The sequence below is a fragment of the Azoarcus olearius genome (assembly GCF_001682385.1).
GTDB classification, from domain to species: domain Bacteria; phylum Pseudomonadota; class Gammaproteobacteria; order Burkholderiales; family Rhodocyclaceae; genus Azoarcus; species Azoarcus olearius.
The window spans coordinates 2,156,837-2,182,130 of sequence record NZ_CP016210.1 but is presented as its reverse complement, the minus strand read 5'-3'; the positions used below and the strand labels follow the sequence as shown (position 1 = coordinate 2,182,130).

Below are 25,294 nucleotides of genomic sequence, written 5' to 3'. Positions count from 1 at the left end.
TAAGTGAAAGTCAGCACCATTTCCGTGCTCGCGTTGGCCCTGATCGGCATCAGCCAGGCGGCACAGGCAGAGACCAAGATCGGCTTCGTCAATTCGGACCGCGTCATGCGCGAAGCCGCGCCGGCGATGCGGGCCCAGCAGCGGCTGGAGAAGGAGTTCGAAAAGCGCGACCAGGAACTGCAGCGCATGGCGAACGACCTCAAGTCGATGCAGAACGAGCTGGAAAGCGCATCCACCACGCTGGCCGAATCCGACCGCCGCAACAAGGAACGCGCCTTCAACGACCTGAACCGCGATTTCCAGCGCAAGCAGCGCGAGTTCCGTGAAGACCTCAACCAGCGCCGCAACGAAGAACTCGCCTCGGTGCTCGAGAAGGCCAACCGCACCGTCAAGCAGATCGCCGAAGCGGAGAAGTTCGACGTGATCCTGCAGGAAGCGGTCTACGCCAGCCCGCGCATCGACATCACGGACAAGGTCATCAAGTCCCTGTCCGAAGGCAAGTAAGCGCTTCGCCCCGATGTTTCGCCTCGATGAGCTGGCCGCGCGGCTGGGCGGGGATGTCGTCGGCGATCCGGCGACCACGGTGCGGCGCGTCGCCACGCTGGAACAGGCAGGGGAGGGCGACCTCTCCTTCCTCGCCAATCCCAAGTACGTCGGCCGGCTGAAGTCCAGCCACGCCAGCGCCATCATCGTCGCCGACAGCGCGCGCAGCCTGCTCGGTGAAAAGGCCGGCATCGTCACCCGCGACCCCTATCTGTATTTCGCCCGCGTCGCCCAGCTCTTCAACCCGCCCGAAGCGGTCGCACCCGGCGTTCATCCGCTCGCGGACGTGGCGGTCGCGGTTCCCGCCAGCGTATCGGTGGCGGCGGGTGCCAGCATCGGCGCGGGCGTCGAACTGGGCGAAGACGTGGTGATTGGCGCGGGGAGCAGCATCGGTGCGGGCGTGCGCATCGGCGCCGGCACCCGGCTCGCGCCGCGCGTCGTGATCTACCCCGGCTGCGTGATCGGCGCGAACTGCCTGATCCATGCCGGCGCGGTCATCGGCTCGGACGGCTTCGGTTTCGCGCGCGAGAAGAGCGGCGCCTGGGTCAAGATTCCGCAGGTCGGCCGCGTGGTGATCGGGGACGACGTCGAGATCGGCGCCAACACCACCATCGACCGCGGCGCACTCGATGACACGGTGATCGGCAACGGGGTCAAGATCGACAACCAGATCCAGATCGGTCACAACGTGCGGATCGGCGACTACACCGCGATCGCCGGCTGCGTCGGCATCGCCGGCAGCACCCAGATCGGCGCCCGCTGCATGATCGGCGGGCAGGCGGGCATCATCGGCCACCTCACCATCGCCGACGACGTCGTCATCTCGGCGGGCACGCTGGTCACCAAATCCATCCACAAACCGGGCGTCTATACGGCCAACCTGCCTGTCCAGCCCCACGCCGACTGGGTGAAAAACTTCGCCCACCTGCGCCACCTGGACAGCCTCGCCGCTAGAATACGCGCCCTCGAACAATCGCCGGACCACCCGGAATCAGCCTGATCGCCATGGATATCAACGAAATCGTCCAGTACCTCCCGCACCGTTACCCCTTCCTGCTGGTGGATCGGGTGCTGGAGCTGGAAGAGAACAAGCGCATCCTCGCGCTGAAGAACGTGACGATGAACGAACCGTTCTTCCCGGGCCATTTCCCGCATCACCCGGTGATGCCCGGCGTCCTCATCGTCGAGGCAATGGCTCAGGCCGCCGCGGTGCTGTCGTTCAAGAGCATGGGCGTGAAGCCCGACCAGAATTCGGTCGTTTACTTCGCGGGCATCGACGCCGTGCGCTTCAAGCGCCCGGTGGTACCGGGGGACCAGTTGCTGATGGAAGTCGAGATCACCCAGAGCAAGCGCAACATCTACAAGTACAAGGGCGTAGCGCGCGTGAATGGTGAAATCGCGACCGAAGCCGAACTGATGTGCGCACTCAAGACCCTGTCATGATCCACCCGACCGCCATCATTCACCCCGGCGCACGGCTGGGCGCCAATGTTGCCGTCGGTGCGTATTCCATCATCGGCGAACACGTCGAGATCGGCGACGGCACCCGCATCGGGCCCCACGTCGTCGTCGAGGGCCACACCCGCATCGGCCGCGACAACGAGATCTTCCAGTTCTGCTCGATCGGCGCCTCGCCGCAGGACAAGAAGTACGACGACGAAGCGACCCGCCTCGAGATCGGCGACCGCAACACCATCCGCGAGTTCTGCTCCTTCAACGTGGGCACCACGCAGGATGCGCACGTCACCCGCGTCGGCAGCGACAACTGGATCATGGCTTACGTGCACATTGCGCACGACTGCCAGGTGGGCGACCACACCATCTTCGCCAACAACGCCACGCTTGCAGGGCATGTGCATGTCGGCGACTGGGCCATCCTCGGCGGCTTCACCGGCGTGCACCAGTTCTGCCGCGTGGGTGCCCATAGCTTCTGTGGCGTCGGCACGGTACTGCTGCAGGACCTGCCTCCCTTCGTCACGGTTGCCGGCAACCCTGCTGCGCCGCACGGCATCAACAGCGAAGGCCTGAAGCGCCGCGGCTACTCCGCGGACGCGATCGCCGCGATCAAGCGCGCCTACCGCGCCTTGTACCGCTCCGGTCTCAAGCTCGACGAGGCGCGCGAGCGCATTGCGGAAATCGTCGCCGAGCACGCGGACGTGGCGCCGTTCGCCGACTTCATCGCCCAGTCCTCCCGCGGCATCGTCAGGTGACGGCATGGCGCCGCGAATCGCCATGGTCGCCGGAGAAGCCTCCGGCGATCTCCTCGCCAGTCACCTGATCCGCGCGATCCGCGCGCGCGTGCCCGACGCGGAATTCTTCGGCATCGGCGGCCCCAAGATGCAGGCCGAAGGCTTCGATGCCCGCTGGCCCTGCGAACTGCTTGCAGTGCACGGTTATGTCGACGCGCTGAAGCGCTACCGGGAATTGTCGGGCATCCGCAAGAAGCTGCTGAAGCAGGTGCGCCGCGAGCGCCCGGACGCCTTCATCGGCGTCGACGCGCCCGATTTCAACCTGTGGCTCGAAGGCAAGATCAAGGCCGCCGGCATCCCCGCCATCCATTTCGTCAGCCCGTCCATCTGGGCCTGGCGCGGGGGGCGGATCAAACGGATCGCGCGTTCGGTGACACGCATGTTGTGCATGTTCCCGTTCGAGCCGGAACTCTACGAGCGCGCCGGCGTACCGGTCAGCTACGTGGGGCATCCGCTGGCCGACGTGTTTCCGCTCGAACCGGACCGCGCCGCGGCGCGGGAGCGGCTGGACATCGCCCCTGAACGCAAGGTCGTCGCCCTGCTGCCGGGCAGCCGCCAGTCCGAAGTGCGCAATCTCGGCGAACTCTTCATCGAAACCGCGGCGATGCTCGCCCAGCGCCATCCCGACGTGCTCTTCCTGGTCCCGTTGGCCACGCGCGAGACGCGCGAGTTGTTCAGCGCGGCGCTTGCGCGCAACAAGGGCGACGAATTGCCGCTGCGCATGCTGTTCGGCCACGCCGTCGATGCGATGACCGCGGCGGACGCGGTGCTCGTCGCAAGCGGCACGGCCTCGCTGGAGGCGGCGCTGCTCAAGCGGCCGATGGTGATCACCTACCGCATGGGCAAGTGGCAGTACCGGCTGATGAAGCGCATGGCCTATCTGCCCTGGATCGGCTTGCCCAACATCCTGTGCAGGGAAGGGCTGGTGCCGGAACTCGTGCAGGACGACGCGACGCCGCCGAAGCTGGCGGACGCGCTGGAACGCTGGCTCGTCGATCCCGCCGCCTGCGCTGCATTGACCGAACGCTTCACCGCACTCCATCACAGCCTGCGGCAAAACACCGCCGAAAAGGCCGCCGCAGCCGTCCTGCCGTATCTATCGAGTAGCGCATCGTGCCAGCCAGTCAGCGTCTCCGCCTGATCTGCGGTGTCGACGAGGCGGGCCGCGGCCCGCTATGCGGCCCGGTGGTCGCCGCGGCGGTCATCCTCGACCCCGCGCGCCCGATCGACGGCCTGGCCGACTCCAAGAAGCTCACCGAACGCGCGCGCGATCGCCTCGCGCCCTTGATCCGCGAGCGGGCGCTGGCCTGGGCCGTGGCCGAGGCCAGCGTCGAGGAAATCGACCGCCTCAACATCCTCCACGCCACCATGCTCGCCATGCAGCGCGCGGTCAGCGCGCTGTCGGTGCTGCCCGGCGAGGTCCTGATCGACGGCAACCGCTGCCCCACGCTGGCGGTACCGGCTCGCGCGGTAGTGGGCGGGGACGCCAGCGAACCTGCGATCTCCGCCGCGTCCATCCTCGCCAAGACGGTCCGCGACGCCGGCATGAAGGCATTGCACGAGCAGTACCCGCACTACGGCCTGGCCGACCACAAGGGCTACCCGACGGCGGGCCATCTCGCCGCGCTCCGCCGCCACGGCATTGCGGACTTCTATCGCCGCAGCTTTGGCCCGGTGCGCGAACTGCTGCAGAACCCGCCCCTGTGGGTCGAGGAAGAAAGCGCATGACCTTCCACCACCTCATGCTTTTCCTGCATCTGCTCGGCGTCACCGTATGGGTGGGCGGCATGGCTTTCGCGTGGGGCTGCCTGCGGCCCGCCGCCATGGCGCTGCCTCCCGCGCAACGGCTGGCCTTGTGGGCCGCGGTACTGCGAACCTTCTTCGCCCTGGTGTGGGCCGCGATCGGGCTGATCCTGCTGTCCGGCGTCTCGATGCTGCTGGAAGTGGGCATGGCGGGTGCGCCGAAGGCCTGGCACCTGATGGCGCTGACCGGCGCGGTGATGATCGCGGTGTTTGTGTCGATCTGGTTCGGCCCCTGGCGCGCCCTGCGCGCGGCGGTCGCACGCGAAGACTGGGCGCAGGGTGCGATCGCCATGCAACGCATCCGCGCACGCGTTGCCTTCAATCTCGCGCTCGGCATCGCCACCATCGCGCTGGCCACACTCGGCCTCGGCTGGTAGGCGCACGCAGGCATGAAATCGATCACCTCGCGCGACAATCCGGCGGTCAAGCACCTGCACGGACTCGCCCATAACGCGCGTGACCGCCGCAAGGCGGGCGAAACCCTGTTCGATGGCCCCCATCTGATCGGCGCGGCACTCGACGCAGGCTGGCCCCTGAAGCGCCTGGTAGTCTCCGAGAGCGGCTACGCCCGCGCGGAAATCCGCAGCCTGCTCGAACGCGCACCGGCCACCATTCCCGCGCTCAAGCTCGACGACAGCCTCGTCGCGCATGTCAGTCCGGTCGATACGCCCACCGGCATCCTTGCGGTTGCGGATATCCCGCCCGCGGCGCCCGCACCGGCCGCCGGTGCTTCGCTGGTGGTGCTCGACGGCGTGCAAGATCCGGGCAACCTCGGCACCATCCTGCGCACTGCGGCCGCGGCGGGCGTGGAAGATGTCGTCCTGACCGGCGGCTGCGCGCAGCCTTGGTCACCGCGCACACTGCGGGCCGGCATGGGCGCGCATTTCCACCTGCGTATCCACGAATGCACCGACCTGGCCGGGCTTCTTGCCACTTACCCGGGGGCGGTGCTTGCGACCGCGCTCGACGCGCGGGCGAAGTCGCTTTACGAAACCGATCTGCGCGGCCCGGTCGCATGGCTGTTCGGGGCCGAAGGGCAGGGCCTGAGCGAAGCGGCGAAGGCGCTCGCAACCGGTACCGTGCTGATTCCGATGGCGGCGGGGATCGAATCCCTCAACGTCGCGGCGGCGGCCGCAGTGTGCCTGTTCGAACAGCGCCGCCAGCGCGCTGCGCGAGGCTGATCCTCAGCCCGGCAGCACCAGCCGGCCGGCAACCGCCGCCGCATCGCGATCCGGCTGGTGAGGCAGCACGCCGAGCAGTGGCGCGGTGATCCCGGCTCGCAGCGCGGCAAGGTTTTCATCCCTGCGCAGCATCTCCGGTGCAATCTCGTTGGCGATCCATCCGGCCAGCGGCAAGCCGCGCGCGGCGATCGCTTCGACCGTCAGCAGGGCATGGTTGATGCAGCCCAGGCGCAGACCGACCACCAGGATCACCGGCAACCCGAGCTGCACCGCGAGGTCGGCCGTGTCGTAACCCTGCGCGAGCGGCACGCGAAAGCCGCCCACGCCTTCGACGAACACACAGTCCGCGAGCGCGCGAAGCTGCGCAAAGGCGTCGATCATCACCGCGGGATTCAAGGTCACGCCTTCCTCGGCCGCAGCGATGTGCGGCGCGACCGGGCTGCGCAGGCAGTAGGGATTGAGCAGCGCGAGGCCGGGGTCGAAGCTGCCCGCCGCACGCAGGCGCGCGGCGTCCTCATTCACCCATTCACCGGCCACCCGCTCCGCGCCGGCGGCAACCGGCTTCATCCCCACGGTGCGCAAGCCCTTTGCACGGGCGGCGTGGATCAGCGCACAGGTGGCGAAGGTCTTGCCGACTTCGGTATCGGTGCCGGTAACGAACCAGGCGTTGGCGTGAGCGGAAGCAGTCATGGGCGGAACAGCGCGAGCAGGATGAGATCGTAGGTGGCGGGCAGGCGGCCGTCGGCGTCGCGGTAGGCCTCGTAGGCGTGCTCCAGCCGCCGCCACGCGCTGCGGCCAAGCGGGGCACGGCGACGATCGCCGGGCACGGTCTGCGCGCCGACCGCCTTGATGTTATGCAGCAGCGTGCGCAAGTCGGGCGCGTGCGCCTGCAGATCAGCGCTTTCGCACGCAAGCACAGCCAGGCCCGCCCCCCGCGCCGCGGCGCACCACACCGCGGCGTCGTGCATGTCGAGCACATGGGCGGCACCATCCACTTCGGCGAAAGCCGCCCGCAACTCGTACAGGGTGCGCGGACCCAGCGTCGCAATCCAGCCTGCGCCACCGGGCCGCAGCACCCGCGCGCACTCGGCCAGCACCCGCGCCGGCGTACACCACTGCATCGCCAGGCTCGACCACAGCGCGTCCGCACAGCCGGTGGCCAGCGGGAGCGCCTCGATATCCGCGCACACCGGCGCAACCGCCCCGGCAACCCGCCTCATCCGCTGCAGCATCGCCGGCGCAAAGTCCACGCCGATCCGGCTGGCGGCGGGGCACAACGCCGCGAGCGCAGCCGCGCCGTAGCCCGTGCCGCAGCCGGCGTCGATCACGCGCGTAGCACCGTCGGCAGGCGGATGACGGTGTGCCAGCACGGCCAAGCGGTCGCAGGCTGCGCGCTGGATGTCCGCGGCGCGATCGTACCCGTCGGCCGCGCGGTCGAACGCGCGCCTGACCGCCGCTTTGCGTGCCGTGGGTTCAAGCATCGCCAAGCGCCCCCAGCAGGGCGACGAAGCGCTCGGGATCGGACAAGAAAGGCGCGTGGCCGCTGTCGGCGAAAACCTCCAGGCGCGCGTGCGGCAAGGCTTCAGCCAACCAGTGCGCGGCGTCGAGCGGCATCAGGGCGTCGCCGTCGCCGTGGACCAGCAGGGTCGGCGCGGTAATGCGGCCAGCCAGCGCGCGCAGGTCGGTCGAAACCAGCACGTCGAGCGCGGCCGCGAGCGCTGCGGCGTCTCCCGCCTCCAACGCATCCGCCGCGACGGCGGTGGCGCCCAGCGCCTGCAGCACCGGCTTGCGCCTTGCCTCGCCCTGCACCTGCAGGCTCAGGAAACGCCGTAGCGTCGGCGCGGGCGACGCGCGAAACCCTTCAACGAAGGCGGTCACCGTGGCGGCATCCAGCGCGGCCCCCCAGCCGGGCGCGGCGACGAAGCAGGGCGTTGCACCCACCAGCAGCAACCGTCTTACCTTGTGCGGATGGCGCAGCGCCAGCGTCATCGCCAGTTGCGCCCCGAGCGACCAGCCGCACACCAGCGCGTCATCCGGCAAGCCGCCGGCGATCGCATCGGCCCATGCAGGCAGCGCTCCCGTCGTGACTTCACTGCCGAGGTGACAGGGCAGGGGCGGGGCGGATACGGCGAAGCGCTCCCGCAGCGCCGGTGCGAGCCCGTCCCAGACCGCCGGCGTCATGCCCCAGCCGTGCAGCAGCACCAGCGGCGGCAGGCTGGACATCCCGATCTCAACCATGCGCGGCGTGCTCCAGGCGGTTCAGCGTCCGCGCAAGGCGAAGCACGTCGGCTTCGGTATGGGCAGCGGTCAGCGACACCCGCAGGCGGGCACTGCCTGCCGGAACCGTGGGCGGACGAATCGCGGGCACCCACAACCCTTCATCCCACAGCGCGCGGGCGACCGCCAGGGCTTCCTCGTTGCCACCGATGCGGATCGGCTGGATCGGCGTGCGCGAGGGCAGGCGCTGCCAGCGGCTCAGCGTCAGTTCTGCGCCAAAGCGTTCGATGAGGCCGGCGAGATGCGTGCGACGGTCGTCGGCGGCCTCGATCAGGTCAAGGCTGACCAGCAGCGCTTCCGCCAGCGCCGGCGGTGCGCCGGTCGTGAAGATGTAGGTGCGCGCCTTCTGCAACAGCCATTCCACGAGTTCGCCGTGACCGGCGGCAAACGCGCCGGAAACGCCCGCGGCCTTGCCCAGCGTGCCGACGTAGATCAGCCGCCAGTGCTGCAACCCCGCGTCCGCCAGGGCACCGCGCCCCTGCGGCCCCAGCACGCCGAAGCCGTGCGCGTCATCCACCATCAGCCAGGCGTCGTGGCGCTCGGCGAGTTCGAGCAGATCGGCGAGCGGTGCCACGTCGCCGTCCATGCTGAACACGGCATCGGTGACGATGAGCTTGCGGGCCGCGCTGCTGCCGGCGAGCTGACGTGCCAGCACCGCCAGATCGCCGTGCGGGTAGCGGTGCATGTCGCCACGCGACAGCAGCACGCCATCGACCAGCGAAGCGTGGTTGAGACGGTCTGCGAACACCGCGTCCCCCCGCCCCACGAGCGCCGGGACGATGCCGGCGTTGGCCATGTAGCCGGTGGAAAAATAGAGCGCGCGCTCGGCGCCGACGAAGGCCGCCAGGCGGTGCTCCAGCGCGTCGTGCACTGCATAGTGGCCGCTGACGAGGTGCGATGCGCCCGAGCCCGCGCCCCACCGGCTGCTCGCCTGCGCCAGCGCCGTCGCCAGGGCGGGTTCGGCGGCGAGGCCAAGGTAGTCGTTGGAACAGAAGGCGAGCATCTCCCGTCCGTCGACCAGGGCGCGCGGCGCGCAGGGCACGGCGTTGCTGCGGCGCACCCGCCGCAGGCCCTGGCCGGCAAGCGCGGAGAGGTCGGTGCGCAGGCGGTCCAGCAGGGCGGACATCAGCGCAGCGCCCGCTCTAGCGCGGCGGCCGCGCCGTCGACGAGGTGACGCAGTTCGTCCTCGCCCAGCACGTAGGGCGGCATGAAGTAGACCGTGTTGCCGATCGGCCGCAGCAGCAGGCCATGGTCCAGCGCCGCGGCGAAGAAGCGGCGCGCAAACTCGCCCGCACCGAGCGTGCCGGTATCGACATCGAAGGCCAGGATCATCCCCTGCTGGCGCAGGTGACGGACCGCCGGATGGTTGGCGAAACGCTCGTCCGCCTGTCGCCGCATGCGCTCGGCGCGGCCCCGGTTCTCGGCCACGACGTCGTCCTCGCGGAAGATGTCCAGCGTTGCCAGCGCGGCGCGGCAGGCCAGCGGATTACCCGTGTAGGAGTGCGAATGCAGGAAGGCGCGCGTGCTGCTGTCGTCGTAGAACGCGGCGTAGATATCGTCGCTGGAGAGCACCAGCGACAGCGGCAGATAGCCGCCCGAAATGCCTTTGGAGAGGCAGATGAAATCCGGCCAGCCCGCCGCGTCATCCGCCGCGACCTGCTCCCACGCGAAGAAGGTGCCGGTGCGCCCGCAGCCCACGGCGATCTCGTCGGCAATCAGGTGCACCCGGTAGCGGTCGCACAGCGCACGGGCCTGGCGCAGGTACTCGGCGTCGTACATCACCATGCCGGAGGCCCCCTGCACCAGCGGCTCCACGATCAGTGCGGCGGTTTCGGCGTGGTGCTCGGCCAGGTGCGCTTCCAGCGCTTGCGCCGCGCGCCGGGCCAGGCTGGATGCCGATTCGCCCGCCACCGCCAGGCGGATGTCGGGCGTGGGCACGGTCGCGCCCGGCCGCACCAGCGGCGCATAGGCGTCGCGGAACAAGGCCACATCGGTCACGGCCAGCGCGCCGGCGGTTTCGCCGTGATAGCTGCCGGCGAGGCTGATGAAACGGTTCTTGCCGGCTTCGCCCCGATTGCGCCAGTAATGCACGCTCATCTTCAGCGCGATCTCGGTCGCCGAGGCGCCGTCGGAAGCATAGAAGGCGTGGCCCAGACGGTGGCCGGTCAGCGCGGCCAGCCGTTCGGCCAGTTCTACCGCGGGCGGATGGGTGAAGCCGGCCAGCATCACGTGCTCCAGCGTTTCCAGCTGTTCGCGCAGCGCGGCGTTGATGCGGCGGTTGCAGTGTCCGAAGAGATTGACCCACCACGAGCTGATGCCGTCGAGCAGGCGGCGTCCGTCGGCGTCGATCAGCCAGGCGCCTTCACCGCGGACGATGGGCACCAGCGGCAGCGTTTCGTGGTGCTTCATCTGGGTGCACGGGTGCCAGACTGCGGCGAGCGAGCGCTGCAGAAGGTCGGAACTGGACTGGAAGGGCATCGGATGCAGGGTCTGGGGCAGGGCGAAACCGGCCAATGGTGCGCAATCGGGAAGGGGCTGTCAAACCGCCGACTTTGCTAACATCGCCCCATCCATCCAGATTTCCTTCCGTCCATGATCTTCGTCATCTCGCCCGCCAAGGCGCTCGACTACGAGACGCCGCCTGTCACCGCACGCTTCACCACGCCGGACTTCCTCGACGACGCCGCCGAACTCATCGACATCCTGCGCACCTGCACGCCGGCCGACATCGCCGGCCTGATGAGCCTCTCCGACAAGCTCGCCAGCCTCAACGTTGCGCGTTATGCGACCTGGTCACGCCCGTTTGCGCCGGACAACGCCAAGCAGGCCATCCTTGCCTTCAACGGCGACGTCTACGAGGGTCTTGCCGCCACCACGCTGGGCGAGGACGGTCTGGCCTGGGCGCAGGATCATCTGCGCATCCTGTCCGGGCTGTATGGTGTGTTGCGTCCGCTCGACCTGATGCAGCCCTATCGGCTGGAGATGGGCACGCGACTCTCCAACCCCCGCGGCAAGGACCTCTACGCCTTCTGGGGCGAACGCATCACCACCGAACTCAATCGCCTGCTCGATCTCGAGCGCGCCGCTGGCCGCGAAGCGGTGCTGGTGAATCTGGCCTCCGAGGAGTACTTCAAGTCGGTCAAGCCCAAGCTGCTCAAGGGCCGCCTGGTGACCCCGACCTTCGAAGACTGGAAGGACGGCCGCTACAAGATCATCAGCTTCTACGCCAAGCGCGCGCGGGGCCTGATGAGCCGCTACGCGATCGAGCGGCAACTGGACGAGGTCGAGGACCTGAAGGCATTCGACAGCGACGGCTACACCTTTGTGGCCGAAGCGTCGGACGAGCACAGCTGGGTATTCCGCCGGCGGCAGAACTGAGCGCGGGCGGGGGACGGGGGGGCGGCACCATGAAGATCAGTTCCAATTTCGACGCCGGCGCGATCGAGGTCGTCAGCCTGGCCGACCCGCAGGACATTCGCCTGCGCCTGCGCGCGGACAACGCCGCGGCCTTCTGCCAGTGGTTCCATTTCCGGCTTCAGGATGCGGCGGGCACGCCGGTCCGGCTGGTGTTCGAGAACGCCGATCGCGCCGCGTATCCGGACGGCTGGACCGATTACCGCTGCGTGGCGTCCTACGATCGCCGCAACTGGTTCCGCATTCCCACCACGCATTACCAGGACGGCCGCCTCGTCGTCGAGCACACGCCCGAGCGCAACAGCATCTACTACGCGTATTTCGAGCCCTACTCGTACGAGCGCCATCTCGACCTGATCGCCTGGGCCGACGCCTCGCCGTTTGCCGAATGTCGTAGCCTCGGCGCCACGGTGGAAGAACGCGACCTCGACCTCGTCACGGTGGGGCGCGCACTACCCGGGCGCCCCGTGGTGTGGATCGTCGGCCGCCAGCACCCCGGCGAAACGATGGCCGAGTGGTTCATCGAAGGCCTGCTCGAACGCCTGCTGGACGCGGCCGACCCCGTGGCACGCCGGCTGCGCGAGCACGCCACCTTCCACATCGTGCCCAATGCGAATCCGGACGGCGCGGTCCATGGCAACCTGCGCACCAATGCCGCGGGGCGCAACCTCAACCGCGAATGGCTGGCCCCGGACGAAACCAGCAGCCCCGAGGTGTTCCATCTGCGCGCGGCGATGGAAGCGAGCGGCTGCGACCTGTTCCTGGACATCCATGGCGACGAGGCGCTGCCCTACGTGTTCTTCTCCACCGCCGAGGAGGTACCGGGCTTCACCGCTGCCACCGCAGCCCGGCAGGCCGCCTTCGTCGAGGCTTTCGCCGCCGCCAGCCCGGACTTCCAACGGCAGCACGGCTACCAGCCCGGCCGTTTCGGCGAGGAATTGCTGACCCTGGCAAGCAAGTGGGTGGCGCATCGCTTCGGCTGCGTCTCGCTGACGCTGGAAATGCCGTTCAAGGACAACGCCAACCTGCCGGATGGACTGGTCGGCTGGAACGGTGCGCGCAGCAAGCGGCTCGGCGCCGCGATGCTCAACGCCATCCTCCGCCATGTCGGCGGCTGAAGGGGCGGGCCTCAGCGCTCCAGGCGGGCGAGGATGCCGGTGGCGCAGGCCACGCCCGAGCGCACGGCCGTTTCCAGCGTGGCCGGATAGGGCGACTCGACGTAATCGCCCGCAAGCCACAGGCCGGGCAGCGGGGTACGGATGTCGGGTCGAAAAAGGCCCGGCCGGCACGCGAAGGTGGCCCGCTTCTCGACGATCACCTGCGACCAGCTCAGCGCCGGCAGACGGCGGCCAAGCGCGGTTTCCAGCTGGCGGTGGGTTGCAAGGATCAGTTCGTCGCGGGGCATCGCCTCGTGCGGGCCGCTGGCACTGATGACGCAGGCCAGCAGACCTTCGCGCCCGCCAAGCTGGCCGCGGTCGAACGCCCACTGCGCGGGACCGCCCGCCAGGCCGATCATCGCCTCGGGCAGACGCACGCCTTCGCCGAACGCGAGATAGACGGTGACGATGGGCTCGTGCGGCAAGGCCTCGATCTGCGCCGCCAGCCGCTCGCACGCGCCGGTGGAGGCCAGCAGCGCGGCGGCGTGGTAGGGCGCGGTCGCCACCACCACCTGGCTCCACGGGCGCCGCCCGGGGTCGCCTTCCAGCATGAAGCCCGCGTCGCCAGGCGTGATCGCGTCGATCGCGTTGCCGGTACGCAGCGTGCCGCGCCGGGTGGCGAGAAAGCGCGCCGCAGGAACCGGGAACAGCTCCGACAGATCGACCCGCGGGATCAGCAGCTCGCTTGCCGCGGCGCCAGAGGCAAGGCTGTCACGCAGTACCGCGGCGAACACCCGCGCGGAAGCGGATTCGGCCGGCGTGTTGAGCGCGGCTACGCACAGCGGCACCCACACCAGCTCGGTCAGTTTCGGCGTCTGGGCAGTGGCGAGCAGCATGTCCGCCACCGTCATCGAGGGGTCCGGGGCGAAGGACTGCGCCTTCAGCCAGCGCATCAGCCGCAACATCGCGAGCCGGTCGGCGCCGCTCAATCCGCGTGCCAGCAGCAAACCCACCGCGAGATGCAGCGGCGCCGGCAGGCTGGCCGCGCGCAGGTGCAGGTGGCCGGGCACGTGCAGCGTCAGCGGCAGGCGCTCGAGCTGCTTGGGCGAGCCGCCCGTGAGGCGCAACAGGCGCGTGAGTTCGGTGTAGGCACCAATCAGGATGTGCTGGCCGTTGTCGACCTCCCAACCGTCCTTGCGCACCACCCGCGCCCGACCGCCCAGCGTGTGAGAGCGCTCGAACACGGACACATGCACGCCCCGGCGCGCCAACTCCACTGCGCACGCAAGCCCGGCGTAACCGGCGCCGATGACGGCGACCGCGGGAACGGACGCGCTCATCGGCTCAGCCCTTGACCCACGTCCAGCCGGCCAGCCACACCTTGCGCAGCGGCGTCAGCGAGGTCCGGCGGTCGAGCACTTTGAAGCCGTCGCGGCGGATTTCATCGAGCAGCGCGCGGTAGATCGCGGCCATCACCAGACCAGGGCGCTGGCTCTTGCGGTCGGCCGCGGGCAGCTTTGCGAATGCGCTGTGGTAGTAGCCCTCGGCGCGTTCGGCCTGAAAGGCCATCAAGGCCACGAAGCGGTCGGAATGGCGCGCTTCGAGGATCTCGTTGGCCGGCACCTGGAAACGTTGCAGGTCTTCGATGGGCAGATAGATGCGGCCGCGGCGGGCATCCTCGCCCACGTCGCGGATGATGTTGGTGAGCTGGAAAGCCAGCCCGAGGTCGTGCGCGTAGTCGAGCGTGCGGGGGTCGGTGTAGCCGAAGATCTCGGCCGCGAGCAGCCCCACCACGCTGGCGACGCGGTAGCAGTAGAGCTGCAGCCCCTTGAAATCGAGGTAACGGGACTGGCTGAGATCCATCGCCATCCCGTCGATGATCTCCAGCAGGCGCGCCTGCGGCAGCCGGAAGCGGGCGGTCACGTCCTGCAACGCCAGCCCTACCGGATGAGTGGGCGTGCCGCCGAACACGCGGCCGACCTCCTGCCGCCACCAATCGAGCTTGATGTGCGCAAGCGAGACGTCGTGGCATTCGTCCACGACGTCGTCCACTTCACGGCAGAAGGCGTACAGCGCGGTGATCGCCTGGCGCCGCTCCGGCGGCAGGAACATGAAGCTGTAGTAGAAGCTGGAGCCGCTCTTGGCGGCCTTGTCCTGGCAATAGTCGTGCGGATTCAAGCCGCCACTCCGAAAAGAAGGGAACCGCTGGCGGCAGCGGCGGGGGAGGTGGATGAGGGGCGCGCGGAGCACGGGGCCGGCGCGCCCACCGAGGCGGCGCTCACTGACCGACCCGGAAGCGCAGGCTGCGCAGTGCGAGCATGGCCCAGTCGCGCTTGCCCAGCACCGGACGCGCGCGGAACACGTCGTAGCCGGCGGCTTCGATGCGTTCGAGGATGCGCAGCCCGCCGAGCACCACGAGCCGCAGTTCCCAGCCGAGGCGACCGGGCAGGCGGCGGGCCAGTGGCGCGCCGCTCAGCATCAGCCGGCGCGCCCGATCGACCTCGAACGCGAGCAGCGCGCGCCAGCGTTCGTCGCAACAGGCGGCGGCGATGTCCGCCTCGGTCACGCCGAAGCGGCTGAGGCTGTCCTGCGGCAGGTAGATGCGCGCCTTGCGCCAATCCACCGCAACGTCCTGCCAGAAATTGATCAGCTGCAGGCTGGAGCAGACCGCGTCGGACATCCGCAGATTGTCCGGCGTGGCCGCGCCATACAGATGCAGCAGCAGGCGACCGACCGGATTGGCGGAGCGGCGGCAGTAATCCAGCAACTCGTCGAAGTCGGCGTAGCGCGTCTTGCCGACGTCCTGGCTGAAGGCATCGAGCAGATCGCGAAACAACTGCAGCGGCAGGCCGAACTGGCGCACGTTGCGCGCGAGGCGCTCGAACAAGGGCCGCAGTTCGCCGTCCACCGCGCTGCGGGCGATGTCCTCACCGCGCCCGATCGCGTTGAGGGCGAGGCGGTAGTCGTTGAGCCGCGCCAGGCGCGCCACCGCGGGCGCATCACCTTCATCGGCCACGTCGTCGGCACCGCGCGCGAACGCATAGATCGCCTCCACCGGCTCGCGCAGGCGGGCGGGCAGCAACAGGGAGGCGACGGGGAAATTCTCGTAGTGTTCGACAGGCATCGGCACGGCTTGGCGCGGCGGGAGCGCCCGGAGTATAAGCGAATGTCGCTGCCCCCAAACCGCACAGCCACCCGCCGCCGCCACGCTCGCCGATGATCGCCGTCTCCCAGCTCAACAAGTCCCTGCCGGGCACGCCGCCGCGGCGGCTGTTTGCCGCGCTCGATCTGCAGGTGCGCGCGGGCGAATGCGTCGCCATCGTCGGCGAGTCGGGCAGCGGCAAGTCGACGCTGCTCAACTGCATCGCCGGCCTTGAAGATCATGACGGCGGAGAAATCGTCGTGGCCGGCCAGCGCCTGGAAGGGCTGGACGACGACCGCCGCGCCCGCCTGCGCCGTGCGCACGTCGGCTTCGTGTTCCAGGCTTTCCACGTGCTGCCGCATCTACGGCTCGCCGACAACGTGGCGGTTCCGCTGTGGCTGCAGGGGGTGGAGGCTCGAGCCGCGGCACAGCGCGCGGCGGCGATGCTGGAGCGCGTGGGCCTCGGCGATCGCAGCGAGGCCTGGCCGCGCCAGCTGTCGGGCGGCGAATTGCAGCGGGTCGCAATCGCGCGCGCCCTGGTCCATCGCCCCCGCGTGCTGCTGGCGGACGAGCCCACCGGCAACCTGGACCCGGCCCACGCCAGCGAAGTGCTGGAACTGCTGCTGGCGGCCAGCCGCGAGGCCGGGGCGGCCTGCGTGGTCGTCACGCACTCCCACACCGCCGCCGACCGCGCCGACCGCATCCTGGAATTGCGCGACGGACGGCTGGCCGCGGTTGATCGCCGACGATGACGCTGCCCCCGACCTTTCTGCCGCTGTTCCTGGCAAGCCTGCTGCGGCGGCGCCTCGCCAGCGCGCTATCTCTGCTCGCGATCGCGCTTGGCGTCGCGCTCGGGCTGGCGGTGCAACTGATCCATGACGCAGCGCTCGACGAGTTCGGACGCGGCAGCCGCCAGCTCGCCGGCGAAGCCGACCTGCAGGTGGAGGGCGGGGCGGATGGCTTCGATGACGCGCTCTATGTCGAACTCGCGCAGCGCCCCGAGATCTCCGCGGCCAGTCCGGTGCTGACCGTGCGCGCCAAGCTGCCGGGTCACAGCGAGACCCTCGAGATCCACGGCATCGACATCTTCCGCGCGGCCGAGGTCCAGCCCCGTCTGCTGCCGCGCGCAGCCGGGGAGGGCGAGCGCTTCGCCGCTTTCGAGGAGGACGCGCTGTTTCTCAGCGCCGCCGCCCGCCACTGGCTCGCGCCCCTGATGGCGCAGGAGCGCATCACCGTGCAGGTCGGCCTGCAGACGCGCACGCTGCACTGGCGCGGCGACGTGCCGGGCGCGGAGGGTGGCCAACGCTGGGCCGTGATGGACATCGCCGCCGCGCAGCGGACCTTCGACCGTATCGGCCGCCTGAGCCGGATCGACCTGCGGCTGGCTCCGGGGCAGGACCGTGCGCGCGCCGAAGCGGCACTGCGCCCGCTGCTGCCCGCCGGCGTGCAGTTGCGCAGTCCGGAGGCCGCCAGCGGCGAACTCGGTGCGCTGTCGCGCGCCTACCGGGTAAATCTGACCATGCTGGCGGCGATCGCGTTGCTGACCGGCGGCTTCCTGGTGTTCTCCACCCAGTTCCTGGCGGTGTCCCGGCGCCGGCGCGAATTCGCCCTGCTGCGCGCGCTCGGGCTGGTGCGGGGCGAGCTGTTCCGCGGCCTGATCCTGGAGGGGGCGATGCTCGGCGCGCTCGGCGGCCTGCTCGGCGTGGCGCTCGGCTACGCACTGACCGCGCTCGCATTCCGCCACCTCGGGGGCGACCTCGGCGCGGGCTACTTCCGCGGTGTGGTGCCGGAACTGCGCTGGCAGGGCGCGCTGGTGCTCGGGTATCTGTTGCTCGGTGTGCTGGCCGGTGTCGCCGGCACGCTGTTCCCGGCACGGGCCGCGGCGCGCATTGCGCCGGCGCGGGCGCTGCACGCGGGCGAGAGCGAAGCCGCCTTGAGCCTGCAGGCGCAGCCGCGCGCCCGGTGGATCCTGGGGCTGGTGGCCGCCGCCGTGGCGGCCAGCCTGCTGCCCCCTGCCAACGACATTCCGCTCGGCGGCTATACCGCCGTGTTCGCGGCACTGTGCGCCGCGGTTCTGCTGTTGCCGGCCAGCGCGCGGCGGCTGCCCGCGCTGCTTGGCACCGCGGCCAGCGTGCCGGCGCGGCTGGCGCGGGCGCGCCTTGCCGCGGCGCCCGGGCAGGCGGTGGTGGCAGGGGCGGGCGTCGTGGCCAGCGTCGCTTTGGCCGCCGCGATGGCGATCATGGTCAGCTCCTTTCGCGCTTCGGTGGACGACTGGCTGACCCAGGTGCTGCCGGCGGACCTCTACGTGCGCGCATCCGGGGCAAACGCCAGCGGTCACATCGACGACGCCGCGCTTGAGCGCATCGCCGCCACCCCCGGGGTGGCCGCGGTCGACGCCGCGCGCGTGGTGGAGCTTCGACTCGAAGCCGACCGCACCCCGGTGGTGCTGATGGCCCGCGCGGTTGAAGGCGGCTGGCGTCTGCCCCTGGTGGCGGGCAGCACGGCGAACGCGGGCGCAATGCCGGTCGCGTGGCTGTCCGAGGCGGTGGCGGATCGCTACGGCAAGCGTCCGGGCGATCACATGGTGCTGCCGCTCGCTGGCGCGGATCACGACTTCGTGGTGGGCGGCATCTGGCGCGACTACGCCCGCCAGCAAGGCGCGATCGTCATCGAGCGCAGCGCCTACCTTGCACTGACCGGCGATAGTCGGATCAATGACCTCGCCTTGCGTCTCACGCCGGGCCACGACCCCGAGGCCGTCGCCGGGGCCTTGCAGGCGCAGTTCGGAACAGGCGCGCTGGAGATCGCGCTGCCGGCGGAGCTGCGGCGCATCACGCTGGCGGTGTTCGACCGCACCTTCCTCGTCACCTACCTGATGGAAGCGGTGGCGGTCGTCATCGGCCTGTTCGGCGTCGCCACCACCTTCGCCGCCCTCACCACCTCGCGCCGCGGAGAATTCGGCATGCTGCGCCACCTGGGCCTTACACGCGCCGAAGTCGGCCGCATGATCGCGCTGGAAGGCACGCTGACCGCCTGCTGCGGGGTGCTCGTGGGGCTGGTCGCCGGCGCAGGGATCGCGTGGATCCTGATCGAGGTGGTGAACCGCCAGAGCTTTCACTGGAGCATGGACCTCCACCTGCCGCTGGCCCCGCTCGCGGGTTTTGCGCTTGCGCTGGTCATGCTTGCCGCGCTGGTGGCCCGGATCGCGGCGGCACGGGCAATGGAGAACTCCGCGGTGCAGGCGGTGAAGGAGGACTGGTGATGGCGGTCCGTGCGGGCCTTTTCGGCATGGCGATCTGCGCCGCGCTTGCCACGGTGGTGGCCAACGGGCCGAGCCGGGCGGAGCCGGCGCCGCCGCACGCCACCGCTGCGCCTTTTACCCCGGTCGTGCCCGGCCGGGCACTCAGTTTTCCGCGCGACCACGGCGCCCACCCCGACTATCGTACCGAGTGGTGGTACATCACCGGCTGGTTGCGCGGCGAAGACGGTGTCGAGCGCGGTTTCCAGGTGACCTTCTTCCGCGTGGGCACCGGCCTTGCGGCGGACAACCCGAGTCGATTCGCGCCGCGCCAGTTGATCCTCGCCCATGCCGCGATTGCCGACCCGGCCCACGGCCGGCTTCGCCACGCCGAGCGCTCCGCGCGCGCGCTGCCGCCACTGGCCGGCGCCAGCCTCGAACACACCCATGCCTGGATCGGCAATTGGTCGCTCGCGTGGCGCAACGGGCGCTACCACGCGCAGGTCGACGACGCCGACTTCGCCTTCGACCTCGACTTCTCGCCGGGGGGGCCGCCGCTGCTCAATGGCGACCAGGGCTACAGCCGGAAGGCGCCGCAAGCGGGCCACGCAAGCTACTACTACAGCCGGCCGCAGATGCGGACGAGCGGACAGCTCCGTCTGGCGGGCCAGACGCAGCGCGTCGAGGGCCATGCCTGGCTCGACCACGAATGGTCCAGCACGCTGATGCCGCCGGAAGCGCGCGGCTGGGACTGGATCGGCATCAACCTTGCCGACGGCGGCAGCCTGATGGCGTTTCGCATGCGCGACGCGGAGGGCCGCGACCTGTGGGCGGCGGCGACGCTGATCAATGCCCAAGGAAGAACGCGGACGTTGCCGCCCGACGCCGTGCGCTTCCAGCCGCTGCGGCGCTGGCGTTCGCCGCGCACCGGGGCGGACTACGCGGTGAGCTGGTCACTGGTGCTCGCGCTGCCGGAAGGCGAGCGCCGCTTCCGGCTGGAACCGCTGCTGGACGACCAGGAACTCGACAGCCGCCGCTCGACCGGCGCGGTGTACTGGGAAGGCGCGGTGCGTCTGTTGGATGAAGACCGCGACCATACCGAGGCGGGGCGCGGTTACCTGGAAATGACGGGCTACGCGGAACGTCTGCGCATGTAGGGTTCGTCAGCGTTCCAGCGGGGTGGTGGCGGCGATGAGGGCGCCCTGCGCAAAATCGAAACCGAAGTCGCGCAGCGAGTCGCGCAACAGGTCGTCTTCCACCTCGGACGCCACGCTCCGGATCGACAGCGCCGCAGCCATGCCGCACAAGGCCTGAGCCAGATTGCAGCCGGCCTCCAGCCCGTAGGTTTCGACCAACTGCTTGAGGCTGATCTTGACGTAGTCCGGGTGCAGGGTCTTCAGCAGCGCGACGGCGCCACCATCCATGCGCTCGAGCGCGATCCGGCAGCCGACGCGGCGTGCCTCGCGGGCGAGATGGCGCGACTCCTCCGGCGCCTGCTCCACCATCGAGGCGGGGAATTCCAGCACCACCAGGTCCGGATCCAGCGTATGGCGCTTGAGCTGGGTTTCGAGATGGGCGACGTAACGTCCGGATGCGAGCACCGCACTGCGACTGAGATTGAGGCTGACCCGCTGCAAGGGGGCGCCCGCCGCGCCCCGAGCCAGCACGGCGCATACCTGCGCCGCTACCCACTCGTCCAGTTCGATCAGGTGCCGGCCGGGCTCCAGCCGGGCGAGCAGGTCGGAGGCCGAACCGACTTCTCCAGTGGGGCCGACCACGCGCAGCAGAATCTCGCTCCAGCTCTCGGTGGCGGCATCGCCCACCGGCACCACCGCCTGAGTGTAGAGCAGCAACTGATCGTAGGGGATGGCGGCCGGTTGCACCGCTTGCACGGCGGCATCCCCGCTGTCGCCCGCACCGCCGACCGGACCGTCGTCGTGCTCCACCACCCGGTTGCGGCCGCTCTTCTTGGCGGCGTAGCAGGCCAGGTCCGCCGCCACGAGAACGTCGGAAGCGGTGGCGAGCGAGCCATCGATGCGGACCAGCCCGATGCTCGCGCCGACGGAGAAGCGCCGCCCCTCCCAGGTAAAGCGGAAGGCCGCGACGGCTTCGCGGATGTTCTCGGCAATCCGGTGCGCGTCCTCCGGCCCGCAGCCATGCAGGATCAGCGCGAATTCGTCACCGCCGATGCGGCAGATCAGGTCCTCGGCCCGGACGCGCTGGCGGATCAGGCGCGCAATGCGCCGCAGCAGTTCATCGCCGGCGGCGTGGCCGCAGGTGTCGTTGACGATCTTGAAGCGGTCCAGGTCGATGAAACACAGCACGCCGCTGTCACCGGCACGCCGCGAGGCCGTCACCGCGTCTTCCAGCGCCTGCTCGAAGGCGCGGCGATTGGGGAGGCCGGTCAAGGGGTCGTGCAGCGCCTGATGCGCGAGGAGTTCCGTCGCCTCGTCCACCCTCGCCTGCAGCGTCTTGTGGGCGTCGGCCATGGTGCGCGCCATCGCGTTGAAGCCGGTTTCCAGTGCCTGCAGTTCCGCGCCGGCCCCGCTGTCCGGCACCGACACTTCGAGGTTGCCGGCGGCCATCTGCTTGACGGCCTCGACCAGCCGGGCCAGGGGCTCTGCGACCGACCGCGCGAGACGCAGCGCGAAGGCCGCGGTGAGGGCGAGGCCCAGCACGACGATGGCCAGCGTGCCAAGCACCAGGTCGCGCTTGCGCTCGATCAGCGAACGGGTATCGACCTCCACGTACACCCATCCCAGCGGTCCGCCGCCCGCGGCCGCCGTCCCATCGACATCGCCGCCGGGCAGGTCGTCGATCACGAGCGGGGTGGGCTGCACTGGCGCCGCAAAGGAAATACGGTCGTCGCCGCGTTCGAGCGTGGTGGGTCCGTGCGTCCGCCGCATCGTCGACACATCGTCCAGCCGCGGTTTGCCACTGACGGCAAGCACGCTGCCGTCCGGGTTGTAGATCGCCACCGCCGCCACGTCCCGCTGGCCCAGCACGGCCTGGAGGAGGGCGGTGAGGTTGGTGCGGTTGCCTGAAATGACGCCGTACTCCGCCGCGGGAGCGAGAAAGCTGACGATGGCGATGCCACGCTCGGTGGCCGCGTCGTCCAGCGCCTGCGTGTCGCGGATCAACAGCAGGCCGGAGATCGTCGCCGCCAGCACGGCGGCCGGCACCAGCACCACCATCAGCAGGCGCTGCTTGAGCGACAGCGCGGTGAATACCTTCATCGCCCACCTCCCGAGCCAATCGCGCGCACAAGCGCAAGATCTTCCGCCACGGTGAGCCCGAGCGAACGTGCAACCTGGCGGTTCACCGCCACCCCGAAGCGCGAGGGCGACCGCGCCGCGGGCAGCGAAACGCTGCCACCGCCCTGCGTCGCCAGCCAGTCGGCGACGTCGAGCGCGACGTCGGACGGGCTGCTGAACACGGCCGCGAGCGCGCCGGCTTCAACATAGGCCTGCGAATACGCCAGCATCGGCCGGCGGAAGCGGTAGCTGCTCAGCAGCACCGCGCGCGCAGAAGCCGGATTGGTCGCGACCGGATCGGGAATCGCCAGCAAGGCATCACTGGCGTCGAGCAGCCGTTCGGCGGCGGCCAGTACGTCGCCCGACTGCAACACCTGCTGGCTGCGCAACTGAAGGCCTTCACCCGCGGCGGCGTCGGTCAACTCGGTTTCGAGCGCGCCGCTTTCCGGCCCCAGCAGCACGCCGACGCGGGTGGCGTTGGGCAGCACCGCGCGCACCAGCTTGAGTTGGCGCCGCAAGGGCTGGTCCAGCACGATGGCGGACATCGGGGCAGTGGGGTAGCGGGCGCGGAGATTGGCAAACTGCTGCCGACTGAGGAGTACGGCAAGCATGGGGCGCCGGGTGCGGCTGGCGACCGCCTCGGCGGCGGCCACGCCTGCTGCCAGCACCACATCGGCCCGTGCGAGTGCGGCTTCGTTAAGACCCGCGTCCACGGCGCCTGCCAGCGTAAGACGGTGTTGGCTCTCCGGCAGCACGCTGCGCAAGGCATCCGCGAAAGCCCGCGGCGTTCCCTCCGACTGCGCAAGCACCACGGCGACGTCGAGCGCGAGCGCGGGCAACGACACCAGCCCGCTCAGGGCGGTGCACAGCAGCAAGGCGAAACGGAGAAGGCCGGTCGTCATAAAGGTCCGAGCGCCCCCGGGGATGACGGCGGCTTGGCGACATTATCTGTTACACGTGGGCGGGAGGCTAGGTATAGATGGCCGGATTGACAAGGGCGGTGCACGTTTGCCTCCCACTTCGCGGGCTTAGAACACCGCCGCTCCCCGAACCCGTCTGTCTGACGGGAGAGTTTCCACGATTCGATATAATCGCCGCTTGCCGCTGCGCGGCCCCTCTGGACCTCCCACATGATTCTCGTCACAGGTGGCGCCGGCTTCATCGGCGGAAATTTCGTGCTCGACTGGATCGCCGAAACCGGCGAGCCGGTTCTCAACCTCGACGCGCTCACCTATGCCGGCAACCTTGAAACCCTGGCTTCGCTGGCGGACGACGAGCGGCACGTGTTCAAGCGCGGCGACATCTGCGATCGCGAGTTGGTCGATGGCCTGCTGCAGACCTACCGCCCGCGCGCCATCGTGCACTTTGCCGCCGAGAGCCATGTCGACCGGTCGATTCACGGTCCCGGGGAATTCATCCGCACCAACGTCCAGGGCACCTTCACCCTGCTCGAAGCCGCGCGCGCCTACTGGAACGGGCTGAACCCGGACGCGCGCGCCGGATTCCGTTTCCTGCACGTCAGCACCGACGAGGTCTACGGGTCGCTCGGACCGCAAGCGCCTGCGTTCACCGAACGTCATCCCTTCGAACCCAACAGCCCGTATTCCGCGAGCAAAGCGGCGTCCGACCACCTCGTACGCGCCTGGTATCACACCTACGGGCTTCCGGTGCTCACCACCAACTGCTCCAACAACTACGGCCCGTTCCACTTCCCGGAGAAGCTGATCCCCCTGATGATCGTCAACGCGCTCGCCGGGCGGCCGCTGCCGGTGTATGGCGACGGCCTCAACGTGCGCGACTGGCTGTACGTGAAGGACCACTGCAGCGCCATCCGGCGCGTGCTGGCCCAAGGGCGGTTGGGTGAAACCTATAACGTCGGCGGCTGGAACGAAAAGCGCAACATCGACATCGTGCATACCGTCTGCGCGCTGCTCGACGAAATGCGCCCCGACCCCGCGGGTAGCTATGCACGACTGATCACCTTCGTGCAGGACCGTCCCGGCCACGATCGCCGCTACGCGATCGACGCCAGCAAGATCGAAAACGAACTCGGCTGGCGGCCCGCCGAGACGTTCGAAACGGGTATCCGCAAGACGATCGCCTGGTACCTCGAAAACCCCGGATGGGTGGAACACGTCCAGAGCGGTGCGTACCGCAACTGGATCGACACAAACTACGCGTCGCGGCAAAACGGCGGAACGGCATGAAGATCCTGCTGTTGGGCAAGAACGGGCAGGTTGGATGGGAACTGCAGCGCGCGCTGGCGCCCTTGGGCGAAGTTCTGGCGTTGGACCGGCACGGTAGCGACGGTTTGTGTGGCGACCTTTCCCGCCCCGAAGAACTGGGCGACACGGTGCGCGCAGTAGCGCCGCAGGTCATCGTTAACGCGGCGGCATACACCGCGGTGGACAAGGCCGAGTCGGACGCCGCGCTCGCGCAGCGGATCAATGCGGATGCCGTCGCGGAACTCGCGCGCCAGGCGACGCAACTCGGCGCGCTGCTGGTTCATTACTCCACCGATTACGTCTTCGATGGCAGCGGCAGCACCCCCTGGCGCGAAGATGCGCCGGTCGCCCCCTTGTCGGTCTACGGCACCACCAAGCTGGCGGGCGAAACGGCGATTCGCGCCTCGGGCTGCCGCCACCTCATTTTCCGCACGTCCTGGGTGTATGCGGCCCGCGGCGGCAACTTCGCCAAGACGATGCTGCGGCTTGCGGCCGAACGGGACACCTTGAAGGTGGTCGCGGACCAGATCGGCGCGCCCACGGGTGCCGATCTCATCGCCGATGTGACCGCCCACACGATCCGCGCCTGCATCCCGTCCGCCAACGACCTTTCCGGCACGTATCACCTCGCCGCGGCGGGCGAGACCAGTTGGCATGGCTACGCCTGCCACGTCATCGACACGGCGCGCCGGTTGGGACACCCGCTGAAGGTCGGCCTCATCGAACCGCTCGCAAGCGCAGACTACCCAACCCCCGCCCGCCGGCCGGCCAACTCCCGGCTCGACACTGCGTTGCTGCGCACGACGTTCGCCCTCAACCTGCCTGACTGGCGCAGCGGGGTCGACCGCATGCTTCAGGAAACCCTTTAAGG

The 25,294-nt window shown here is 69.5% G+C and carries 25 protein-coding genes; 15 read left to right on the top strand and 10 right to left on the bottom strand.

Annotated features, from left to right (window positions below; all coding sequences use genetic code 11):
- Positions 1–3: 3 nt before the first annotated feature.
- The 8 genes from dqs_RS10090 to dqs_RS10055 are packed head-to-tail and all read left to right on the top strand — an operon-like array spanning position 4 to position 5,776.
- Positions 4–504, top strand: a complete 501-nt coding sequence (locus dqs_RS10090; protein WP_011765633.1) for an OmpH/Skp family outer membrane protein — start codon at positions 4–6, stop codon at positions 502–504.
- A 13-nt stretch (positions 505–517) separates the two neighbouring features.
- Positions 518–1,543 carry a UDP-3-O-(3-hydroxymyristoyl)glucosamine N-acyltransferase gene (lpxD, locus tag dqs_RS10085; RefSeq protein ID WP_065340391.1) on the top strand — a complete coding sequence of 342 codons (1,026 nt, stop codon included), beginning with the start codon at positions 518–520 and terminating at the stop codon, positions 1,541–1,543.
- A gap of 5 nt (positions 1,544–1,548) precedes the next feature.
- The gene (fabZ, locus tag dqs_RS10080; protein WP_011765631.1) at positions 1,549–1,986 is read left to right on the top strand and encodes a 3-hydroxyacyl-ACP dehydratase FabZ; all 438 of its coding nucleotides are present in this window, start codon (positions 1,549–1,551) and stop codon (positions 1,984–1,986) included.
- A complete protein-coding gene (lpxA, locus tag dqs_RS10075) occupies positions 1,983–2,753 on the top strand; it encodes an acyl-ACP--UDP-N-acetylglucosamine O-acyltransferase (RefSeq protein WP_011765630.1) in 771 nt (256 codons plus the stop codon). The genes fabZ and lpxA overlap by 4 nt, the downstream gene beginning before the upstream one ends.
- Before the next feature lie 4 nt (positions 2,754–2,757).
- Positions 2,758–3,933 carry a lipid-A-disaccharide synthase gene (gene lpxB, locus dqs_RS10070; RefSeq protein ID WP_011765629.1) on the top strand — a complete coding sequence of 392 codons (1,176 nt, stop codon included), beginning with the start codon at positions 2,758–2,760 and terminating at the stop codon, positions 3,931–3,933.
- The gene (gene rnhB / locus dqs_RS10065; protein ID WP_011765628.1) at positions 3,906–4,520 is read left to right on the top strand and encodes a ribonuclease HII; all 615 of its coding nucleotides are present in this window, start codon (positions 3,906–3,908) and stop codon (positions 4,518–4,520) included. Before lpxB ends, rnhB begins: the two co-directional genes overlap by 28 nt.
- Positions 4,517–4,972, top strand: a complete 456-nt coding sequence (locus dqs_RS10060; RefSeq protein WP_065340390.1) for a CopD family protein — start codon at positions 4,517–4,519, stop codon at positions 4,970–4,972. Before rnhB ends, dqs_RS10060 begins: the two co-directional genes overlap by 4 nt.
- Positions 4,973–4,984: 12 nt before the next feature.
- Positions 4,985–5,776, top strand: coding sequence for a TrmH family RNA methyltransferase (locus dqs_RS10055; protein WP_011765626.1), 792 nt, complete (start codon positions 4,985–4,987; stop codon positions 5,774–5,776).
- Between the two features lie 3 nt (positions 5,777–5,779).
- Here dqs_RS10055 and bioD read toward each other — a convergent pair whose 3' ends face one another.
- The 5 genes from bioD to bioA are packed head-to-tail and all read right to left on the bottom strand — an operon-like array spanning position 5,780 to position 10,531.
- Positions 5,780–6,466: a dethiobiotin synthase gene (gene bioD / locus dqs_RS10050; protein WP_011765625.1), complete on the bottom strand. Its 687-nt coding sequence runs from the start codon at positions 6,464–6,466 to the stop codon at positions 5,780–5,782.
- Positions 6,463–7,257 (bottom strand): methyltransferase domain-containing protein, encoded by a 795-nt coding sequence (locus dqs_RS10045; RefSeq protein WP_065340389.1) that lies wholly within the window; start codon positions 7,255–7,257, stop codon positions 6,463–6,465. The genes bioD and dqs_RS10045 overlap by 4 nt, the downstream gene beginning before the upstream one ends.
- Positions 7,250–8,014, bottom strand: a complete 765-nt coding sequence (locus tag dqs_RS10040) for an alpha/beta fold hydrolase (RefSeq protein WP_236778748.1) — start codon at positions 8,012–8,014, stop codon at positions 7,250–7,252. The genes dqs_RS10045 and dqs_RS10040 overlap by 8 nt, the downstream gene beginning before the upstream one ends.
- Positions 8,007–9,179, bottom strand: a complete 1,173-nt coding sequence (gene bioF / locus dqs_RS10035) for an 8-amino-7-oxononanoate synthase (protein ID WP_065340388.1) — start codon at positions 9,177–9,179, stop codon at positions 8,007–8,009. The genes dqs_RS10040 and bioF overlap by 8 nt, the downstream gene beginning before the upstream one ends.
- Positions 9,179–10,531, bottom strand: coding sequence for an adenosylmethionine--8-amino-7-oxononanoate transaminase (gene bioA, locus dqs_RS10030; RefSeq protein ID WP_065341695.1), 1,353 nt, complete (start codon positions 10,529–10,531; stop codon positions 9,179–9,181). Before bioA ends, bioF begins: the two co-directional genes overlap by 1 nt.
- A gap of 114 nt (positions 10,532–10,645) precedes the next feature.
- On the opposite strand from bioA, the gene yaaA reads away from it, so the two are divergent.
- The gene (yaaA, locus tag dqs_RS10025) at positions 10,646–11,431 is read left to right on the top strand and encodes a peroxide stress protein YaaA (RefSeq protein ID WP_065340387.1); all 786 of its coding nucleotides are present in this window, start codon (positions 10,646–10,648) and stop codon (positions 11,429–11,431) included.
- 29 nt (positions 11,432–11,460) lie between these two features.
- Positions 11,461–12,585, top strand: coding sequence for a M14 family metallopeptidase (locus dqs_RS10020; protein WP_065340386.1), 1,125 nt, complete (start codon positions 11,461–11,463; stop codon positions 12,583–12,585).
- Positions 12,586–12,596: 11 nt separating this feature from the next.
- On the opposite strand, the gene hpnE is transcribed toward dqs_RS10020, so the two are convergent.
- The 3 genes from hpnE to hpnC form a co-directional block, all read right to left on the bottom strand.
- A complete protein-coding gene (hpnE, locus tag dqs_RS10015; protein ID WP_065340385.1) occupies positions 12,597–13,904 on the bottom strand; it encodes a hydroxysqualene dehydroxylase HpnE in 1,308 nt (435 codons plus the stop codon).
- 4 nt (positions 13,905–13,908) lie between these two features.
- Positions 13,909–14,742, bottom strand: coding sequence for a presqualene diphosphate synthase HpnD (hpnD, locus tag dqs_RS10010; protein ID WP_011765617.1), 834 nt, complete (start codon positions 14,740–14,742; stop codon positions 13,909–13,911).
- A 100-nt stretch (positions 14,743–14,842) separates the two neighbouring features.
- Positions 14,843–15,688 carry a squalene synthase HpnC gene (gene hpnC / locus dqs_RS10005; protein ID WP_065340384.1) on the bottom strand — a complete coding sequence of 282 codons (846 nt, stop codon included), beginning with the start codon at positions 15,686–15,688 and terminating at the stop codon, positions 14,843–14,845.
- Positions 15,689–15,780: 92 nt separating this feature from the next.
- Here hpnC and dqs_RS10000 point away from each other — a divergent pair, with 92 nt between their 5' ends.
- The 3 genes from dqs_RS10000 to dqs_RS09990 are packed head-to-tail and all read left to right on the top strand — an operon-like array spanning position 15,781 to position 20,101.
- Positions 15,781–16,458, top strand: a complete 678-nt coding sequence (locus dqs_RS10000) for an ABC transporter ATP-binding protein (RefSeq protein ID WP_065340383.1) — start codon at positions 15,781–15,783, stop codon at positions 16,456–16,458.
- Entirely contained in the window at positions 16,455–18,968 is a 2,514-nt protein-coding gene (locus dqs_RS09995) for an ABC transporter permease (protein WP_065340382.1), read from the top strand. The genes dqs_RS10000 and dqs_RS09995 overlap by 4 nt, the downstream gene beginning before the upstream one ends.
- Positions 18,968–20,101: a lipocalin-like domain-containing protein gene (locus dqs_RS09990; RefSeq protein WP_065340381.1), complete on the top strand. Its 1,134-nt coding sequence runs from the start codon at positions 18,968–18,970 to the stop codon at positions 20,099–20,101. Before dqs_RS09995 ends, dqs_RS09990 begins: the two co-directional genes overlap by 1 nt.
- Positions 20,102–20,107: 6 nt before the next feature.
- Here dqs_RS09990 and dqs_RS20935 read toward each other — a convergent pair whose 3' ends face one another.
- Both dqs_RS20935 and dqs_RS09980 read right to left on the bottom strand, forming a co-directional pair.
- Positions 20,108–22,180 carry a diguanylate cyclase gene (locus tag dqs_RS20935; protein WP_011765612.1) on the bottom strand — a complete coding sequence of 691 codons (2,073 nt, stop codon included), beginning with the start codon at positions 22,178–22,180 and terminating at the stop codon, positions 20,108–20,110.
- On the bottom strand, positions 22,177–23,100 hold the full coding sequence (locus dqs_RS09980; RefSeq protein WP_084018410.1) for an ABC transporter substrate-binding protein: 924 nt from the start codon (positions 23,098–23,100) through the stop codon (positions 22,177–22,179). Before dqs_RS09980 ends, dqs_RS20935 begins: the two co-directional genes overlap by 4 nt.
- A gap of 228 nt (positions 23,101–23,328) precedes the next feature.
- Between dqs_RS09980 and rfbB the strand changes: the two genes are divergently transcribed.
- On the top strand, positions 23,329–24,405 hold the full coding sequence (rfbB, locus tag dqs_RS09975; protein WP_065340379.1) for a dTDP-glucose 4,6-dehydratase: 1,077 nt from the start codon (positions 23,329–23,331) through the stop codon (positions 24,403–24,405).
- Positions 24,402–25,292: a dTDP-4-dehydrorhamnose reductase gene (gene rfbD, locus dqs_RS09970; protein WP_065340378.1), complete on the top strand. Its 891-nt coding sequence runs from the start codon at positions 24,402–24,404 to the stop codon at positions 25,290–25,292. The genes rfbB and rfbD overlap by 4 nt, the downstream gene beginning before the upstream one ends.
- The last annotated feature ends 2 nt before the right edge of the window (positions 25,293–25,294 follow it).